The organism is Paraburkholderia sabiae (assembly GCF_030412785.1).
Lineage (GTDB): Bacteria > Pseudomonadota > Gammaproteobacteria > Burkholderiales > Burkholderiaceae > Paraburkholderia > Paraburkholderia sabiae.
This window is the reverse complement of record NZ_CP125295.1, coordinates 6,311,941-6,330,189: the sequence shown is the minus strand read 5'-3', so window position 1 is coordinate 6,330,189 and position 18,249 is coordinate 6,311,941. Positions and strand designations below refer to the sequence as shown.

Here is an 18,249-nt window from a genome sequence, read left to right as displayed (position 1 = left end):
CGGACGACCGCATATTCAATGCCACTTGAAGCGCCGCGCGGCCCGCGCACTTGCTGCGTTGCGGTCGCCAGCGCACAGAACACGCGCGTTGCCGGGAGCACGATGAAAACCGACGAAATACTCAGTCATCCAATTCGAATTTGAGTGTTGCTATTTCGTCAAAACAACTAGAGACACAAGACATCAAAGCCTAAAGTTAAAGTGCTTTCTCAAGTCTTTTGTGCGGTGCGGGGGTGCTTATGAAACGCAGAAACGCGCGACAACTGGTCCGGCTGCTGTCGGACATGCGGCACGCGGCGGATTGCAGGGCGCTGCGAGCGGCAGCAACGCAACGGGCGATCGAGCTCGCGGCGGAAGAGGCGGCAGAGGCGGAGCAGGACGAGCGGGACACGTCGCGCGATAACCCTCGCGGCAAGACGACGTGGAGAACATCATGAGAAACGCCACGGAACAGTCGCTGCGATTCCTGGTCGAGAAATGGCTCGGGCCAGTCACGGAGCCGGTGCACGTCACGCAGTTCGGTCGCACGAAATGGGACAACACGCGTTACGTGCGCGTCGAGACGACATCGCCGGATGGCACGCGCTCGCTGTTCTTTTTCCGTCACGACGACGGCTGCTGGTGTGTGTTTCCGCCGACGTCGTATAAACACCGGCCCGTCGAAAGCTGGCGGAGCATGGTGGCGCAGGTGGCGGCTTAAGCGGTGCTGGCGGCGGTGTGTTAATAGCAGCGCCAGCGTTCAGGCCGGTTCCGCCGAATCCGACGAGACACCTCGCCGTGCCGTCCACATCGGCATCACCTGACACACGATCAGTCCCGCGAGCATCAACGCGCATCCGAGCAGCGCGCGCGGCGCGAGCGTTTCGCCCAGCACGAGCCAGCCGGCCAACGCGGCGAACACACCTTCCATGCTGAAAATCACGGCTGCGTGCGCAGGCGCGGCGTCTTTCTGCGCGACGACCTGAATTGTGTACGCGACGCCCACGGACAGCGCGCCGCCATAGAGAATGGTCGGCGCGGCGCGCACGATGTCGCCGATGCGCAGCGGATCGACGACCAGTCCAATTGCGAGACTGACGACGCCGCAAACGACGAACTGCACCAGTGCAAGCGCCAGCGGATCGTGACGGCGCGCAAAGCGGCTGACGAGCACGACCTGCGCGGAAATGACGAGCGAGCCCGCAAGCTGGAACCAGTCGCCGTACAGAATCGAAAAGTGTTCGTCCACGCTCAGAAAGTACATGCCGAGCGCGGCCAGCAGCGCGCCGAGCCACACGCCGATGCCCGTCTGATGGCGCAGCACGACGCCCAGCAGCGGCACGATCACGACATACAGCGAACTGATGAAGCCGGCATTCGCCACTTTCGTGTATTGCAGGCCGATCTGCTGACAGGAAATCGACACGGCGACGAGCAGGCCGAGCACCGCGCCGTCGCGCCAAAGCGTCGAACGGGAAACGCCGGCGTCGCGCGCGGGCACCGGCTTGCGACGCCGTGCAATCGACCACACGATCAGGACAACGAACGCGCCCAGCAGAAAGCGCAGCCCCGTAAAAAGAAAAGGTCCGATCGAGTCGAGGCTCAGACGTTGCGCGACAAATGCGCTGCCCCAGATCATCGCGGCGACGAGCATCAGAAGATTCGCGCGCAGGTGTTGGCGAGTGGCGGTTTTCAAGCGGAAATTCCTGGCAAGACGGATCGTTTCGTGCGACTGGCGGCGAACATTCGCAGGCGCTAAATGCGCCTCTGGTCAGACGAAACAACGTGCATGAATGGCAGCCGACATGATACCTGCGCACGCTGTCGGGGAAGCGTCGATACGTCGAAAGCTATCAGTAAGAAAGCTGTCTCCCGGAAAATACATATCGAACTTTATGGGATGACAAACCGCCTACGCTGCGTGATACTCCCCGCGGGGAGCCGCACGGCGCAACGGCCGGGCTGCTTCACCATCATGCGGTTCTAATTCACATTTGACTTAAATGTCGTCAGGTTTGGGGATAACACACATGAAGAAGATCATCGCCTCGCTCGTCACCGCCTCGCTCGCGCTGGTGTCCGTTCAAGCTTTCGCACAGGCATCCGACGCAGCGCCGGCAGCAGCTAGCGCCGCGAAGCCAAAGCACGCCCACAAGCAACTGAAGACGCACGGCAAGCGCGCTGGCGTGTCGTCGGCAGCTTCGGCTGCTGGCACGAACGACAAGGGCACGGCAAACTAAGCTGCCCCGTTCGCCACGCCGGCTGCTGTAGAGCGATGCCGGCGCAGCAACAAGAAAGGCCGAAGCAGATGCTTCGGCCTTTTGCATTTTGGGCGCGTCCGCTTTCCGGTGAAAGCGACAGGAACGCCGCTCAGGCGCTGGCGGCGAGCCCGTTGACGAGCAATTCGGCGATCAGCCCGTTCATGCCCTCGGGATGCGCCGCGGCGCGCTCCTTCAACTGTTCGACGAGCGTCTCGGGCAGCTTGCAGGCAAACGGGACGAGGCCTTTCGCCTGATCGAGCTTGCGCTGTTCGCGGCGGTCGAGTTGCGGCTGTTGCGACGAGCCTTTGCCGAAGCGGTCGGCGGCGAGCGACTGTTTCATGTCGTTGCCGAGTTTCAGCGCCTTGTTCTTCTCAAGGTCGAATTTCTTCATTGCCATGCGGAAAACCTCAAACGGGTAAGCAATCCAATATTGTACGCATCGCGCGGCGCTTGAACGGCGGGGCCGCGTAAGTCCGAGCTATTTCGCCGGCGTCGGCGCGCCCGTCACGCTGTCCATCAGCGCGCGCATGCGCCGCCAGTGCGAGCCTTCCCAGAAAACGCGCCGGCATACGTCGCAGGTGACGAACTGCGAATGCCGTTCGAGCACGCCCTCAGGCGCGCGGCCGATCGCTTCGTCTTTCGCTATGCGCCGCAGCGGCACGTTGCAGGTGAGGCACAGACGAAACGGCCGCGCGCTGCGCGCCAGATCGAGCCGGTCGAACATCTCGCGCAACTGCGCTTCGGGCTTCAGCGCGCGCACGTAGCAGCCGTGCGTGATCGAGCGGCGTTTCAGCAGTTCGCGGTCGCGGGTGAGTACGATACGGTCTTCATCGGATGCAATCGATTCGATATGCGAATCCGCGTAGTGGTTGTCGTAAAGTGTGTCGAAGCCCGCGAGCCGCAGCAGTTGCGCGAGCCCGCCGAGATGCGCATCGGCGACGAAGCGCACGACCCGCAACGGCCGCTCGCGCACACGCAGAACAGGCTGGATGTCGAGCGTCTCGAACTTCGGATAGACGGCCACGCGATCGCCTTCCTGCAACTGATGATCGAAGCCGACCGATTCGCCGTTCACGAGGATCAGTTCGACTTCCGTGTGCGGCACGCCGAGCGCCTCGATCATGTGTTTGGCCGACGCAGACCGTGCGCATTCGTAACTGAACGACTGCCGGCGCAGTGGCCGCGCCAGGAAATCGTTCAATTCTTCGTAGAAGCGGAAAGTCGCGGTGACCATGATGCCAGTATCGCACCGCACGAAGCGCCGCGCCGATGGGCAATTACCTGCACGGCGCGCGCGGCTGTGCTCTACTTCGGGTTCTTGAACAGGAGCTATTGATGGACATCGGTTTTATCGGTCTCGGCGAAATGGGTGCGGCGATGGTCGCAAACATGTTGAAAGCCGGGCACAGCGTGCGCGTCTGGAACCGCTCGGCGGAGAAGGCACAACCGCTCGTCGGGCTGGGCGCGCAGGTGGTCGGTTCGCCCGCGGAAGCCTTCGCGGGCGACGCCGTCTTCTCGATGCTCGCCGACGATGCCGCGCTGCGCGATGTCATCAGCGCGTCGCTGCTCGAGCACGCGCCGCGCGGGCTGATCCACGTGAACATGGCGACGGTTTCCGTGGCGCTGGCCGAAGAACTGGCGACGGCGCACGCGGGCCGCGGCCTGCATTACGTCGCGGCCCCCGTGATGGGCCGGCCCGACGTCGCCGCTGCGGCGAAGCTGACGATCGTCGCCGCCGGACCCGCTGAAGCCATCGACCGCGTTCAGCCCGTATTCGATTCGATCGGTCAGAAGACATGGCGGATCGGCTCGCTGCCGCAGCAGGCGAACGTCGTGAAACTGGCGGCGAATTTCATGCTGGCGGCAGCCGTCGAGTCGCTCGGCGAGGCGTCGGCGCTGCTCGGCGGCCATGGCGTCGCGATGCAGGATTTTCTCGATGTCATCACGAACAGCGTGTTTCCCGGCCCCGTTTATCAGGGCTACGGCAAGATGATCGCGGAACAGCGTTACGAGCCGGCGCTTTTCAAGGCGCGTCTCGGTCTGAAGGACGTGCGCCTCGCGCTGGCGGCCGCCGAGTCCGTCTCGACGCCGCTTCCGGTGGCGAGCGTCGTGCGCGACAGCCTGATCGAAGCCGTTGCTCACGGCGACGGTGAGAAGGATTTCGCGGTGCTGGGTCAGGTCGCGTCGCGTCGCGCGGGGCGTTGATGGATCAGCAGTAAGGCATTGGCTTCGGCCGATTGTCGATGCTTGCGGTTATCCGCATCGGCAGGCAGCGCGAACCGGCATCGTAACGGGCGGGGCGGGCATAATGTCCGTCCCGCCCGTTTTCCTTTTTCAGCGAGCAATACGCATCATGAGTCTGCATACCTGGTGGCTCTATCTGGCCACGATCTTCGTCGTTTGCGCGATTCCCGGCCCGAACATGCTGTTGATGATGACGCACGGTGCCCGTCACGGCATGCGTCAAACTACGGCCACGATGGCCGGCTGCCTGATGTCGCTGATGTTGATGCTGGCCGTTTCTGTCGCGGGCCTCGGTGTGCTGCTGCAAGCATGGCCGACGATGTTCAACGCCTTGCGCCTGCTCGGTGCCGCGTATCTGATCTGGCTCGGTGTAAAAGCGTGGCGCGCGCCCGTCAGCGAAGCCGCGGCGGCGCAGGTCGAGGCGTCACCGGAGGCTACGGGCGGAATCGGCGGGAAGCGTGCGCCGTCGCGCGGCGCGTTGATGCGCAATGGTTTTCTCGTGGGCAGCAGCAATCCGAAGGCGATTCTGTTTTCGGCTGCGCTGTTGCCGCAGTTCATCGACGCCTCGCGTCCGACGCTCCCGCAATTCGCGATTCTCGTCGCCACGACGGCGGTGATGGAAGTGAGCTGGTACGTCGTGTATGCCGCGTGCGGCACGCAGATCGGCGCGAAGCTGAAGAGCAGCAGCGTCGCGAAGGCGTTCAACCGGCTGACGGGCGGCGTGTTCGTCGGCTTCGGCGCGATGATGGCGCTGGTGCGTCACTGAGGCGAACTCGCCTGCTCGTCGTCATGATGCAAGGCACAAAAATGCACCTGAACGGTGCGCTGCGACGTTTTGTCACCCTTATGCATCGTAGAACCGACGCTCTAACGTCATATGTTGCGACGCACCAAGTGTTTTGCTATAGTCTGACTTGTCTCCTCCATGTCTCCTCTGATATGGATTCAGCCCGCCACCTTGGCGGGCTTTTTTTTCGCCTGTCGTTTGTCACGGTCGCCGAGCTCAGAATTTGTACGACACGGCGAGATACGTGATGATCGGATTGGCCTTCAATTCCGACTTCGACACGCCCAATTCCGTCCCGTCGGCCGCCTTGATGATCACCGACGAAGTCGTCTTCAGCGGAATGTAGGTGACGGAGGCCGTGATGCCCCAGTGGTCGGTGACGTTGTAGATCGCGCCCGCATTGAAGACGGGTGCCCACGACGACGACGCCTTCGCTTCCACCGTCGTTTTCCCCGGCTTGCCCGCGCCCGCGGCGAGAATTGCGCCGAGGTTGTCCTGCGTCGACGTGACGAAATTGTTGTTCAGCTGGATGTCGCTGAACCAGTTGTACGACACGCCGATGCCGAGAAACGGCCGGAATTTCGCGGTCGACGAAGCGAAGTAATACTGGAAGATCAGCGCCGGGCTCCATTGCCGCACGCTCTTGACGATCGGATTGACGGCGGGATCGCCGATATCCTGCTTGCCGAGCGCGCCCGCCGGGCCGGGCGGCTGAATCGCGCCGTGTCCGTAGATCTGGAACTTCGGCGGAATGCCCGCCACCGACGTCACGGCGATATGGTCCGTGACGAAGTGCGAGAACACGAGCCCTGCCGTGTCGGCGTTGTTCGTCGAGAGACTCGTGCCCTGCGACGTGAACGAATTCGGCAGGCGCAGCGGCGTGTTGATCGGCACGGGCGCAACGTGCGTCGTGAGCGGCGTGCTCGAATCCTGCGGCATCACGTGAAACCAGCCGAGCGTGACGAGGTTGTCGCCCGCCTTCTGCGCGTACGCACTCAGCGATGCGAAGGACAATGCAGCAGCCAAAGCCGCTATCAGGTGCTTTCTCATTCTGTTCCTCCTGAGCGGGCGGCCTGCCTTGCGGACGACGGCGTTATCGATGCCGTCTGCTCGCTTCCCAACCGCTCCCCTGCGTGTAATCAGGGAAGCGGCCCGGGCGGCGGTCGCCTCGTTGCGTTCTAAGCAGTGAACTTCGCGGTGAAGTGCGTGGTGACGTGCGCGATGAAGTGCGTCGAGAAACTCGCGCTCATCACTGAACGAAAGCGCCGATCGTGAAATACGGCGACGACGCGTTCGACAAGTCCAGGTAGCCGAACACGCCTCCCGTGAAAATGAACTTGCCGGTCGGCGCGCTGCCTGCCGCCGCGCTCGTGTACGTCGACGTCACGACGCCGGGCACGCTCTGCGTGAAGTCCAGATTCAGCGCCTTCGTCAGCGAGGCCTGCGACGGATTGAACGGATCGAGCAGCGTTGCCTGCGTGCCGACGAGCGCGTTGGTGCGGTAGTCAAACTCGCTATCGACGCCGATGTACTCACCGTTCTGCGAGTTGACCGCGACGTTCGACTGCGGCGCGAGAATCGAGATGCCCGATTCGTCGTCGGCGACGGGCAGCAACACGCCGCTGGTGGGGTCCGAGGCCAGCGTCGACGTCGCGTAGCCGGTGCGAATCAGGATCGGCACGTTCTGGTTGCGCAGCTTGCCGACGATCATGAAGCCCTTGCCCGCCGGCGACGACGCCTGAGTCGGCTTGCCTTGTCCCTGGAAGTTGTCGGTTTCGAACGCGCCGCTGCCGTCCGACGACTGCACCCAGTTCGTGCCTGGCTGCTGGCACTTGCCGGCGTTGACGCCCGCGTTGTCGCACTCCGTCCAGGTGCCGTCGGCGTTGATCGTGATCTTGGTATCGACGACGGTCGGCGCGAAGTTTTGCGACGGAATCTGGTGATAGCCGAGCTGGTTGTACGTGCCGGCAACGTTGGCCAGCTTTGTCTCGATCGTCGAAAAGCCGATGAACGGGTAGTACGGAAATTTCGTATCGGGCACCTTGCCCTGGCCAAGAACGCCGCCGAACGAGATTTCAGCGCCCGGAATCGTGCCGCCCGCGACGCCTTCGCCGACAAAGATACGCGCCGGCCGGTTCGGATCGAGACTCGCGCCGTTCAGGTGGAACGCGCACTGGTTGAGCTTGCTGGTCGGAAGCAGCGTCTCTTGAGTCAGCGTGCCCGAGGCCGTCTGGCCTTTGCGCGTCGGCTCGACGGTGCCCGTCGTGGCGGGAATCGGCGATTCGACGTAGTTGACCTGCCAGGTCATCTTCGCCGTATCGAGTTGCAGCTTCACGAGTTCGCCGTCGCCGCCGCCGCCCGTGAAGGTCGTGTTGTAGTCGAGCGAGGCGGGACACAGGCGCGCTTCCACAGGCGGCGCGCCTTCGCTGCCCCCGCCGCCGCACGCGCCGAGCAAGGGCGCTGCAAAGGCCAGCGCCGAAAGGATCTTCCAGTTCATCGTGCCTCCAGTCTTGTTATGGGCGGCCAGCTCCCAGTCCAGCCGCCTCTCGGTCTTGTGATCTAGCGATGCTGCGTGCCTGCTGTCATTGCCTCCTGCCGTGCAGCGTTTTGCGACTTACTTGCTGATCTGCGCGCCGACGCTGAAGTACGGCGAATTGACGGTGTCGGCGTTGGCGGAACTCGGCGCGACGCCGCCGTTTTCCGTTCCGTTGATGAAGATCGCGTACAGGCCGCCCGCGGCGATCGCGAGACCAGGATTGCCTTGCCCGTCGGCGACGGTGACGAGCCCGTCGCTGCTCTGGCCGTACGTGAGCGAGAAGCCGCTTTCGGCTGCCTGGGTGGTCGGATTGATGAAGCTGCCGAGGCCGCCCGAAATCAGCGACGCCGTGTACCGGAAGTTCGAGTCCGCGCCGACATAGCCGCCGTTGAAGCCGCCCGACGCGAGCGGCATCGCGCTGGTGAGCAACGCGATGCCGGATTCGTCGTCGATGGCGAGCGTCAGCGGGTTCGTGTTGACGTTGCCTGTGCGGACCACGACGGGGACGGTCGCGCCGTTGAGCTGGCCTAGGACCATGTGGGCTTTAGCCGACTTCCCCGTCGGGACGCCGAGAACCCCGTACTGAGCCTCGATCTGCGGCGCCGTGCTGCTGTCGAAATAGCCGTTGGCGTTCAGCGTGTAGGCGCTGCCCGTCGTCAGGCATCGCGTCGTCGGGTCCGGCGAACTGGGCGAAGCGGTGGACGTCGACGGATTGGTCGGCGCGTTGCACGTGCCGTTCGCGTCGAACGTTTCAATCGTATTGATGGCGCGCGCCGCGAACTGCGCGGTCGGCTGGATGTGATAGAGCAGGCCGTTGTAGGTGCCCGCCAGCTTCGACAGATCGGTCGACGTGCTCGCGAAGCCGAGGAAAGGATAAAAGTCGAAGGTGCGCGAGTTGACCGAGCCGATGCCGAGCGGGCCCGAGTACGAGATCGTCGCGCCCGGAATGCCGCCGCCCGCGACGCCTTTGCCGACGAACACGATGGGCGGATTGGTCGACGAGAAGGGCGTCGTGTAGGTCGCGCCCGTCGACGGCGCCGTGCCCGACGCGGGCGTCAGCATGAACGCGCAGCGCGTCTGTTCGGCGTTCGGCAGCATGCCTGCGGGCGGGTGCATCACGGCGCCCGTCACGGTCGTGTTGGCGCGCGTTTGATCGACATTGCCCGCCGCCACGGGAATCGGCGAATCGAAGAACGTCAGCGTGTACGTCATCTTCGTGGCGTCGATGTTCAGCGAGACCACTTCGCCGCTGCCGGCGCCGCCGAGGTACGTGCTCTTGACGATGTCGGCATCGGCGGGACAAAGCGTGCTGTTGTCCGCGGCTTGCGACGGCGGCCCTTGCACGCCGCAGCTCGAGCCCGAGCACTGGTTCGTCTGGATCGAGCCGGGGTCGCCTGCCTTACCTCCTCCGCAGGCGATCAGAAACGGCACGCTGGCAATAGCACATGCCAGCCCTTTTGAAATGGCGTCCATGCTGCTGTCTCCCTGTGTCGACTCGAGCCGACGTTTTTCACGCCTGACTCTCGTCCCTTCGATTTATGGCAAGCGTCTAATTTGCGAGCTAATTTCGCCGCGCGATTTAAAACTGTCAATTGAACGAACCGTCTAAAAAGCCCGATTCAAACAGTGCATTTTTCGCGGAGAGTCGCATGGCGCTTCAAGGCGCGCGCTTTAAAACAAAAACAGTATTTGTGCGTCAGACGCATTTCGTTGCGTTGTCGCCCGAGCCTTGATGGGCGGGCAAACGGGCAAAACGCATCTATCATCTTCGAACGCTCGTTCGCAAAAAAATCGGGTGTATCCCTATGCGGTAATAGATGCCTTTAAGAAAAAGAATTCAGGCATTAAATACCTGATATCAGGACTGCTGCAGATAGTGGGAAAATCGAAAGGCTTATCGCGCGTTTAATAAGCCGTTTTAAATCGCGGATGGATAAGCCAAAAAGAAAAAGCCGGCGTTTGAATGCCGGCTTTCGTGGGATACGGGACGGAGCAAGCCGTCCGCAGGATGCTTTAGCGCGTGAGACCCGCGGCTTCGTCTGCGCCGATCGCGAGGTTCATACACTGGATCGCGGCGCCCGACGCGCCCTTGCCGAGGTTGTCGAGCCGCGCGACCGTGACGAAGCGCTCTTCGTTGCCGAACACGAACAGGTCGACGCGATTCGTGTCGTTGTTCGCCTGGACGTCGAAGAAGCCGCTGTCGAGGTTCTCATCGGCGTTGAACGGTGCGACGCGCACGAACTGCTCGCCGCTGTAGTACTCGGCGAAGAGCGCCTGCACGTCTTGCGGCGTGGTCGGCTTGGCCAGCTGGCCAGGCGTGAAATACGTCGTGACGGCGAGACCCTTGAAGAAGTTGCCGACGATCGGCGTGAAGATCGGCGCGTTCTTCAGGCCCGTGTGCGCAGCCATTTCGGGCAGATGCTTGTGCGCGAGGCCGAGCGCATACGGACGCGGGCTGTCGAGCTTCGCGTTGCCGCCCGCTTCGTAGTCGGCAATCATCTTCTTCCCGCCGCCGCTGTAGCCGGTGATCGAGTAGCTGTGCGCGGCGAAATCGGCCGGCACGACGCCCGCTTCGACGAGCGGACGCATGGCCAGCACGAAAGCCGACGCGTGGCAGCCCGGCACGGCGATGCGCTTCGCCGTGCGCAGACGCTCGCGCTGCGCGCGGGCCAGTTCCGGCAGACCGTACGCCCAGTCGGCGCTGGTTCGAAACGCCGTGCTCGCGTCGAGCAGCACCGTGCGGTCGTTCTCGACGAGCGACGCCGATTCTCGCGACGCGACATCCGGCAGGCACAGGAACGTGACGTCGGATGCATTGATGAGACGACGGCGCTCGTCGAGATCCTTGCGCTTCGCTTCTTCGATGCGGAGGATTTCAACGTCTGCGCGCTGCGACAGGTATTCGAAGATCTTCAGGCCGGTGGTGCCTTCCTGTCCGTCGACAAAAACTTTCGTGCTCATCTCAATCTCGCTGGCTGGTAAAACGGCGGAAAACGGGGCGCTCGCGGCGCCGGAACGATATTTTAAGACCGTGAGTGTGTGCGTGCTCGGAATCGGCAGAAAAACACGTTGCGCCGCAACAGTGACAGCGGCATGACAGGCAAGGTTCCCGCGCGCGCCGGGCGCATTTACACAGGCTGTCCGGCCTTCCAGCGCGCCGTCACGGCGGCGATGCGCGCCCCGAACACCTTCGCCGTTTCGATGTCGCCGGGCAGCGGCGCTTCATCAGGCGAGGCATCGGCGGGCGACTGCGACAGCAACCCCGCATAGCCGCCGACGTAGTTCAGGTCGTTGCGCGTCGCTGCCTTCGTGTTGGCGGGCAAGAGGCCGAGTCCCGCCCAGATCATGCCGTGCTGCATCGCGAGCGTGATCAGGTACTGGATCGTCGAAAACTTGTCGCCGTTCATCGACGCCGAGTTGGTGAAGCCGGCGGCGACCTTGTCCTTCCACTTCTGTCCGACCCACGGTTTCGAGCTGGCGTCGGCGAACTTCTTGAAGTCGGCGGACGGCCCGCCCATGTAGGTCGGCGCGCCGAAGATGATGGCGTCGGCCGTGTCGAGTTCGGCCCAGGCCGCGTCGTCCAGTTCGCCGACGGCCACGAGCTTCGCATCGGCGCCGCCGTCCAGCGTGCCCGCGAGCACGGCTTCAGCGAGCTTTTTCGTATGGCCGTAGCCGCTGTGATACACGATGATGATTTTGGACATGGAGGGTTCCACCGTTGCGAAGATTGTTGTATCTGTGATGAGCGAAGCCGCGCAGCGTTCAGACGCAGCGAGAAAAAGCCGGCGTCGCTCCTAAGGCGGCCGACGCAGACTAGCGACCATACGTGACGGTCATGCGTGCGTAGCCGAGTGTCGCGGTGCTGATTTCATGGTCGAACATCAACGACGGCCGGCCCTGCGCGAGCCTCAGGTTGGACGTGTTGAGTGCGTACACCGTGATTACATATCGATGCGGCTTGCCTGGCGGCGGGCAAGGGCCGCCATAGCCGTCGATGTCGAAGTCGTTGCGCGCCTCGACGGCGCCGAGCTTCTTAAGAAAGCCGGACGCGCTGGCATTTTCCGGCAAGCGATCGACGGTAGCAGGAATGCCGACGACGGCCCAATGCCACCAGCCGCGTCCGGGCGCGTCAGGATCGAACATCGTGACCGCAAAACTGCGCGTGCCCTCGGGCGGATTGTGCCAGCCGAGTTGCGGCGAACGGTTCTGTCCTTTGCAGTCGTAGCGGTCGAGCACCTGCGCGTTATCGACGGTGCCGCCAGCGCGGAGGTTGGCGCTCGTGACGGTGAACGCGGTATCTGCATGAGCGGCCGGGGCGCTGAGCGCGAACGCAACAGCAATGAACGAAATGGCGAACGAAATGGCGCGCGTCGGCGCGAAATTCAGAAACGGCAGGAACGAACGTAACGAAGCGGGCGCAACGACCAGGCAACGCAAGCGCATGTGCCGAATCTCCTGTCAGGCTCGTAAAGAAATATCTTTACGAGGGATTGTTGTCCTTTTTAGTGCCCAAGCGACGAATCGAGTCTAACATTACATCTTATGCAGCCATTTGTGCTCGACGAGGGGCCGGTACGCCGCGAAATCGGCTATAGTCGCTCCAGTCGTCCGCAGTGGTAAGCAAGCAGACAAGTCCGAGAAATTTAGAACTAAGAACGGTTGCATGACTGAAGTTTCGGAGCGTGGATTGTCAGTTGAAGGATGGGCCATGCAAGATCCCATCAGGGTCGTGGTCGCCGATGACCATCCAGTAATTCTCTTTGGCGCGGAACAGGCGTTGCTCAAGTTCCAGGGCATTCGTGTGGTCGCGCGCGCAAAGCAGTCCACCGAACTGGTGAAGATATTGCAGACGACGCCGTGCGACGTGCTCGTCACGGATCTCGCAATGCCCGGTGGACAATACGGCGACGGCTTACCGTTGATCGGCTATCTGCGTCGGAATTTTCCCGACTTACCGATAGTTGTCCTGACTATGCTCGAAAACGCTGCGTTATTGAAGCGTCTGAATGAGCTAGGTGTGATCTCGGTCGTCAACAAATCGGACGACTTGAGTCACATCGGTCTTGCGGTGCAGCACGTCAGTCGACACATCGAGTACATGAGTCCGTCCGTCAAACAGGCGCTCGACACGCTGCGCATGAACACGGGTGGTAAGAACGACGAAGTGATTCTGTCGAAACGTGAACTCGAAGTCGTACGACTCTTCGTTTCGGGCATGACGATCAAGGAAATTTCTGAGCAACTGAATCGCAGCATCAAGACGATCAGTACGCAGAAGAACACGGCGATGCGAAAGCTCGGACTTGAACGGGATTCCGAACTATTTCAATATGCGCAGAGTAATGGCTTGATGAACCTGTCGTCGTACGCGCCGGGCGAGGCCGATACGGGTGCAGCATCGCCGGAAGGTTCTTAGGCGGTAGGGGGAATCTGAGCGTCAGAGGCTGAATAAAAAACGCCGCCTGTCCGAAAGACAGGCGGCGTTTTCTTATGCTGGCTGCGCGCGAGGCGCTGGCGAAGACGGCCCGCTTATTGCGGTGCCGACGTCGCGCCGCCGTGCGCGGCCGACCATTCGGCCGGTGCGTGCAGGAATTTTTCGACTTCGTCGAGCGTCTTCGTTTCGAAGTAACCCTGTTCCTTCGCGACGCGCAGCACGTCCCACCACGTGGCGAGCGCGTGCAGATCGACGTCGATGTCCTTCAGCACGGACACGCTTTCCTTGAAGATGTTGTAGTGGAACAGCACGAAGCAGTGGTTCACCGTCGCGCCCGCCGTGCGCAGCGCATTGATGAAGTTGATCTTGCTGCGGCTGTCGGTGGTCAGATCTTCGACCAGCAGCACGCGCTGGCCTTCCGTCAGCAGGCCTTCGATCTGCGCGTTACGGCCGAAACCCTTCGGCTTCTTGCGCACATATTGCATCGGCACCATCAGTCGGTCCGACAGCCATGCCGCGAACGGGATGCCTGCCGTTTCGCCGCCGGCGACGGCGTCGATCTGCTCGTAGCCGACGTCGCGCAGGATCGTCGCTTCCGCCATTTCCATCAGGCCGCGACGAACGCGCGGATACGAGATCAGCTTGCGGCAGTCGATATACACCGGGCTCGCCCAGCCGGAAGTGAAGATATACGGTTTTTCCGCGTTGAAGTGCACTGCCTGGACTTCCAGCAGCATTTTGGCGGTCGTGTCGGAGATCGTCTGGCGATCGAAGCCTGTCATGGGCGAATCCTTCGAGGTGGTGAGCTGGGAGGGCGGGCGCGCGGCCCGGTGGCGCAGCAGGCGTAACGTTTCGCGCCCTGGTGGGCGAAACATGCCGGACGAGCTGAGAAGCCGGCCGGATTGCTGCGCGCGTAGCCCGCGATTTTACCCGATTCGGACTCTTCCCAGGGCGCCGACCGGCAATAGCGGGTAGGCACGACGGACGGTTCACCTGACGGCCGTGCATTCGGCCTATAACTTCTGGCCGGGTTGTGACGTCAATGCGCGGCCTTTACACTCACGCCAAATTTCCCCGGAAGGCCTGACAGACGGCCTTTCCGCTAACGTCTGCATCAGGCTGCCGCCCATGAACACCGCTTCGCCTTCCACACCCGCCGCCCAGCAGACCCGTCCCGGCTACGCCGCGCGAGCGCTGATCGCGTCGGTGCTCGGCTATGCGATGGACGGCTTCGATCTGCTGATTCTGGGCTTCATGCTGCCCGCCATCGCTGCCGACCTGCACCTTTCGTCGACGCAAGCGGGCTCTCTGGTCACGTGGACATTGGTCGGCGCGGTCGCCGGCGGCGTGATTTTCGGCGTGTTGGGCGACTATTTCGGGCGCGTGCGCATGCTCACGTGGACGATCCTGATCTTCGCCGTCTTCACGGGCCTGTGCGCGCTCGCGCAAGGCTATGGCGATCTGCTGGCGTATCGGACCATCGCGGGAATCGGGCTGGGCGGCGAGTTCGGCATCGGCATGACGCTGGTCGCGGAAGCGTGGCCGGCGGCGCAGCGGGCGCGGGTGTCGTCGTATGTCGGGCTGGGCTGGCAGCTCGGTGTGCTGGCGGCGGCGTTGCTTACGCCGCTGCTGTTACCGGTGATCGGCTGGCGCGGCATGTTCGCGCTCGGGCTGCTGCCCGCTGTCGTGTCGTTTTTCGTGCGGCGGCGTGTCGAGGAGCCGGCGCTGTTCACCGAACGCATCGCGCGCGGCAAGCGCAAGGCGCCGATCAAACTGCTCGTTGCCGATGCCCGCACCGCGCGCGCCAGTGTCGGCGTCGCGATTCTCTGCTCGGTGCAGAACTTCGGCTACTACGGCCTGATGATCTGGCTGCCCACGTATCTGTCGAAAACCTTCGGCTATTCGCTGACGCGCTCCGGACTCTGGACGGCCGTCACGGTGCTCGGCATGGCCGCCGGTATCTGGCTGTTCGGCTCTGCAGCCGACCGCTTTGGCCGCAAGCCGGCGTTTCTGTTCTATCAGGCGGGCGCCGTTGTGATGGTGTTCGTCTATTCGCAGCTTGGTACGCCGTTCGCGCTGTTGATCGGCGGCGCGGTGATGGGCATGTTCGTGAACGGGATGATCGGCGGGTATGGCGCGCTGATCTCCGAGTTGTATCCGACTGAAGCCCGCGCAACGGCGCAAAACATGCTGTTCAACATCGGCCGCGCGGTCGGCGGTTTCGGCCCCGTCGCGGTTGGCGCGCTGGCCGCGCAGTTTTCGTTTGCGGCGGCGCTCGGCGTGCTCGCCTCGATCTATGTGCTCGACATCCTCGCGACGCTCTTTCTGATACCCGAACGCCGCGGCGCAGCGCTCGAATAACGCGCGCCGTCGCTCGGCAGCGGCGCGTGTGGAACCGCTTTATGTCGCGCTGCAGCAAGCACTGGCGCGGCTCCGGCTTATCCATCCGGTACAAAACCTACCCCCGAACTGACTCATTCGGGGTGTACACTGGTCGACCCGAAAAAGCTCAGCGCCGCCTGCTTTCCGCTGAGGTTTGACGCCGCGCCTAACCGGCGCCCGCGAGAATCGCCGCCGTCGAGCATCCCGTCGACATTGGCCAGCGCAGCACGTGACATTGAGCAGGGCCCAATTATCAACGTCTCGCAGGTTAAAAAATGGACGAACAACTGAAGCAAAGCGCTCTCGCATACCACCAGAATCCGAAGCCCGGCAAGATTTCGGTTACGCCGACCAAGCCGCTTTCGAACCAGCTGGACCTGTCGCTGGCGTATTCGCCGGGTGTCGCGGCCGCGTGCATGGCCATTTACGACGAACCGCTCGACGCGCAGAAGTACACGTCGCGCGGCAACCTGGTCGGCGTGATCACGAACGGCACGGCCGTGCTGGGCCTCGGCAACATCGGGCCGCTCGCCGCGAAGCCGGTGATGGAAGGCAAGGGCTGTCTCTTCAAGAAGTTCGCCGGCATCGACGTGTTCGATATCGAGTTGAGCGAGTCCGATCCCGACAAGCTCGTCGAAGCGATCGCGATGCTGGAGCCGACGCTCGGCGGCATCAACCTCGAAGACATCAAGGCGCCCGAATGCTTCTACATCGAGAAGAAGCTGCGCGAGCGCATGAAGATTCCCGTTTTCCACGACGACCAGCACGGCACGGCGATCATCGCTTCGGCGGCCATTCTTAATGGCCTGAAAGTGGTCGGCAAGAAGCTCGACGAAGTGAAGCTGGTGTGCTCGGGTGCGGGCGCGGCGGCGATTGCCTGTCTGGATCTGCTCGTGCATCTGGGCCTGAAGAAGTCGAATACGCTGGTGATCGACTCGAAGGGCGTGATCTACGAAGGGCGCGGCAATCTGGATGCGTCGAAAGAGCGCTATCAGGCAAGCACCGACGCGCGCACGCTCGGCGACGCGATGCACGGCTGCGACGTGTTCCTCGGTTGTTCGAGCGCAGGCGTGCTCAAGCCGGAAATGGTCACGACGATGGCCGACAAGCCGCTGATCCTGGCGCTCGCGAACCCGGAGCCGGAAATCCGTCCGGAAGAAGCGAAGAAAGTGCGTCCGGACGCGATTATCGCGACGGGCCGTTCGGACTATCCGAACCAGGTCAACAACGTGCTGTGCTTCCCGTTCATCTTCCGCGGCGCGCTGGACGTCGGCGCGACGACGATCACGGAAGAAATGAAGCTCGCGTGCGTGCGCGCGATCGCCGAACTCGCGGAAGAAACCGATCAGGGCGATGAAGTCGCGAAAGCGTACGAAGGCCACTCGCTCGAATTCGGTCCGGACTATCTGATTCCGAAGCCTTTCGACCCGCGTCTGATCATCAAGATCGCGCCCGCCGTCGCGCAGGCCGCGATGGATTCGGGCGTCGCCACGCGTCCGATTCAGGATATGGACGCGTATCGCGAGCAACTCGGTGCGACCGTCTATCGTACGGGCATGGTGATGCGTCCCGTGTTTGCGGCAGCGAAGGCGCAACCGGCGCGCATCGTGTTCGCGGAAGGCGAAGACGAGCGCGTGCTGCGCGCTGCGCAATTCGTGCTGCTCGAAAAGATCGCGAAGCCGATCCTCGTCGGCCGCCCGAGCGTGATCGAGATGCGCCTGAAGAAGATGGGCTCGAAGCTCAAGTGCGGCGAAGATTTCGAGATCGTCAATCCGGAAGACGATCCGCGTTATCAGAAGAGCTGGCAGGCCTATCACGAAATCGGCGCGCGTGAAGGCGTGACGCCGGAAGTCGCGAAGGCCGCGATGCGCAAGTTCAACACGCTGATCGGCGCGATTCTCGTGCATCTCGGCGACGCGGACGGCATGATCTGCGGCCTCATCGACACGTATCACGAGCATCTGAAGTTCGTCGAGCAGGTGCTGGGCAAGGCCGCGAGCGTCGACAACTTCGCCGCAATGAACCTGCTGATGCTGCCGGGCCGCAACCTCTTCATCAGCGACACGTACGTGAACGAAGTGCCGACGGCCGAACAGCTCGCCGACATGACGATTCTCGCCGCGCGCGAAATCGAGAAATTCGGCATCGCGCCGAAGGTTGCACTGCTGTCGAATTCGAACTTCGGCAGCGTGCCGGGCTCGTCGTCGGCACGCATGGCGCAGGCTCGCAAGCTGATCGCCGAACGCGCGCCGCAACTCGAAGTGGACGGCGAAATGCACGGCGACGCGGCGCTGTCGGAAGCGGTGCGCAAGGCCGCATTCCCCGGCACGACGCTGACGGGCGAAGCGAACCTGCTGATCATGCCGAACGTCGAGGCGGCGAACATCACGTACAACCTGCTGAAGATGATCGGCGGCGAAGGCGTGACGGTCGGCCCGTTCCTGCTCGGCGCGGCGAAGCCGGTGCACATCCTGACGCCGGCCGCGACCGTGCGCCGGATCATCAACATGACGGCCGTCGCTTCGGCGAACGCCAGCGTGGACCGTCAGGCCGCGAAGTAAGCGCACTTTCTTCGGCTTGCTGAAGTGAAAAAGGGCACCGCGAGGTGCCCTTTCTCTTTGCTGCA

The 18,249-nt window shown here is 62.7% G+C and carries 18 protein-coding genes; 8 read left to right on the top strand and 10 right to left on the bottom strand.

What is annotated here, in order from left to right:
* The first annotated feature begins 239 nt into the window (after positions 1–239).
* Together QEN71_RS28540 and QEN71_RS28535 are read left to right on the top strand one after the other, a co-directional pair.
* Positions 240–437, top strand: coding sequence for a hypothetical protein (locus QEN71_RS28540; RefSeq protein WP_201648962.1), 198 nt, complete (start codon positions 240–242; stop codon positions 435–437).
* The gene (locus tag QEN71_RS28535) at positions 434–700 is read left to right on the top strand and encodes a hypothetical protein (protein ID WP_201648963.1); all 267 of its coding nucleotides are present in this window, start codon (positions 434–436) and stop codon (positions 698–700) included. The genes QEN71_RS28540 and QEN71_RS28535 overlap by 4 nt, the downstream gene beginning before the upstream one ends.
* Before the next feature lie 39 nt (positions 701–739).
* Here QEN71_RS28535 and QEN71_RS28530 read toward each other — a convergent pair whose 3' ends face one another.
* Entirely contained in the window at positions 740–1,675 is a 936-nt protein-coding gene (locus QEN71_RS28530) for a DMT family transporter (protein WP_201648964.1), read from the bottom strand.
* 334 nt (positions 1,676–2,009) lie between these two features.
* Between QEN71_RS28530 and QEN71_RS28525 the strand changes: the two genes are divergently transcribed.
* Positions 2,010–2,219, top strand: a complete 210-nt coding sequence (locus tag QEN71_RS28525; protein WP_201648965.1) for a hypothetical protein — start codon at positions 2,010–2,012, stop codon at positions 2,217–2,219.
* A 130-nt stretch (positions 2,220–2,349) separates the two neighbouring features.
* Here QEN71_RS28525 and QEN71_RS28520 read toward each other — a convergent pair whose 3' ends face one another.
* Together QEN71_RS28520 and QEN71_RS28515 are read right to left on the bottom strand one after the other, a co-directional pair.
* The gene (locus QEN71_RS28520; RefSeq protein ID WP_201648966.1) at positions 2,350–2,637 is read right to left on the bottom strand and encodes a hypothetical protein; all 288 of its coding nucleotides are present in this window, start codon (positions 2,635–2,637) and stop codon (positions 2,350–2,352) included.
* Positions 2,638–2,718: 81 nt separating this feature from the next.
* Positions 2,719–3,474: a Mut7-C RNAse domain-containing protein gene (locus tag QEN71_RS28515; RefSeq protein ID WP_201648967.1), complete on the bottom strand. Its 756-nt coding sequence runs from the start codon at positions 3,472–3,474 to the stop codon at positions 2,719–2,721.
* 101 nt (positions 3,475–3,575) lie between these two features.
* Between QEN71_RS28515 and QEN71_RS28510 the strand changes: the two genes are divergently transcribed.
* Positions 3,576–4,445: an NAD(P)-dependent oxidoreductase gene (locus QEN71_RS28510; RefSeq protein WP_201648968.1), complete on the top strand. Its 870-nt coding sequence runs from the start codon at positions 3,576–3,578 to the stop codon at positions 4,443–4,445.
* A gap of 148 nt (positions 4,446–4,593) precedes the next feature.
* Positions 4,594–5,250 (top strand): LysE family translocator, encoded by a 657-nt coding sequence (locus QEN71_RS28505; protein WP_201648969.1) that lies wholly within the window; start codon positions 4,594–4,596, stop codon positions 5,248–5,250.
* A 237-nt stretch (positions 5,251–5,487) separates the two neighbouring features.
* Here the strand turns inward: QEN71_RS28505 and QEN71_RS28500 are convergent, their stop codons facing one another.
* From QEN71_RS28500 to QEN71_RS28475, 6 genes are all read right to left on the bottom strand, one after another.
* On the bottom strand, positions 5,488–6,321 hold the full coding sequence (locus tag QEN71_RS28500; protein WP_201648970.1) for an OmpW/AlkL family protein: 834 nt from the start codon (positions 6,319–6,321) through the stop codon (positions 5,488–5,490).
* Between the two features lie 199 nt (positions 6,322–6,520).
* Complete coding sequence (locus QEN71_RS28495) at positions 6,521–7,768, bottom strand: DUF2957 domain-containing protein (protein ID WP_201648971.1); 1,248 nt, start codon at positions 7,766–7,768, stop codon at positions 6,521–6,523.
* A 117-nt stretch (positions 7,769–7,885) separates the two neighbouring features.
* Positions 7,886–9,280 (bottom strand): DUF2957 domain-containing protein, encoded by a 1,395-nt coding sequence (locus QEN71_RS28490; RefSeq protein ID WP_201648972.1) that lies wholly within the window; start codon positions 9,278–9,280, stop codon positions 7,886–7,888.
* A gap of 540 nt (positions 9,281–9,820) precedes the next feature.
* Positions 9,821–10,768: an N-acetyl-gamma-glutamyl-phosphate reductase gene (gene argC / locus QEN71_RS28485; RefSeq protein ID WP_201648973.1), complete on the bottom strand. Its 948-nt coding sequence runs from the start codon at positions 10,766–10,768 to the stop codon at positions 9,821–9,823.
* A 167-nt stretch (positions 10,769–10,935) separates the two neighbouring features.
* Positions 10,936–11,511, bottom strand: coding sequence for a flavodoxin family protein (locus QEN71_RS28480; protein WP_201648974.1), 576 nt, complete (start codon positions 11,509–11,511; stop codon positions 10,936–10,938).
* 109 nt (positions 11,512–11,620) lie between these two features.
* Positions 11,621–12,250, bottom strand: coding sequence for a YbhB/YbcL family Raf kinase inhibitor-like protein (locus QEN71_RS28475; protein ID WP_201648975.1), 630 nt, complete (start codon positions 12,248–12,250; stop codon positions 11,621–11,623).
* Between the two features lie 265 nt (positions 12,251–12,515).
* On the opposite strand from QEN71_RS28475, the gene QEN71_RS28470 reads away from it, so the two are divergent.
* On the top strand, positions 12,516–13,223 hold the full coding sequence (locus tag QEN71_RS28470) for a response regulator (protein WP_201648976.1): 708 nt from the start codon (positions 12,516–12,518) through the stop codon (positions 13,221–13,223).
* 113 nt (positions 13,224–13,336) lie between these two features.
* Here QEN71_RS28470 and QEN71_RS28465 read toward each other — a convergent pair whose 3' ends face one another.
* Complete coding sequence (locus tag QEN71_RS28465; protein ID WP_201648977.1) at positions 13,337–14,023, bottom strand: orotate phosphoribosyltransferase; 687 nt, start codon at positions 14,021–14,023, stop codon at positions 13,337–13,339.
* A gap of 346 nt (positions 14,024–14,369) precedes the next feature.
* On the opposite strand from QEN71_RS28465, the gene QEN71_RS28460 reads away from it, so the two are divergent.
* Both QEN71_RS28460 and QEN71_RS28455 read left to right on the top strand, forming a co-directional pair.
* Positions 14,370–15,602, top strand: a complete 1,233-nt coding sequence (locus QEN71_RS28460) for an MFS transporter (protein ID WP_201648978.1) — start codon at positions 14,370–14,372, stop codon at positions 15,600–15,602.
* A 296-nt stretch (positions 15,603–15,898) separates the two neighbouring features.
* Positions 15,899–18,184, top strand: a complete 2,286-nt coding sequence (locus QEN71_RS28455) for an NADP-dependent malic enzyme (RefSeq protein WP_201648979.1) — start codon at positions 15,899–15,901, stop codon at positions 18,182–18,184.
* The last annotated feature ends 65 nt before the right edge of the window (positions 18,185–18,249 follow it).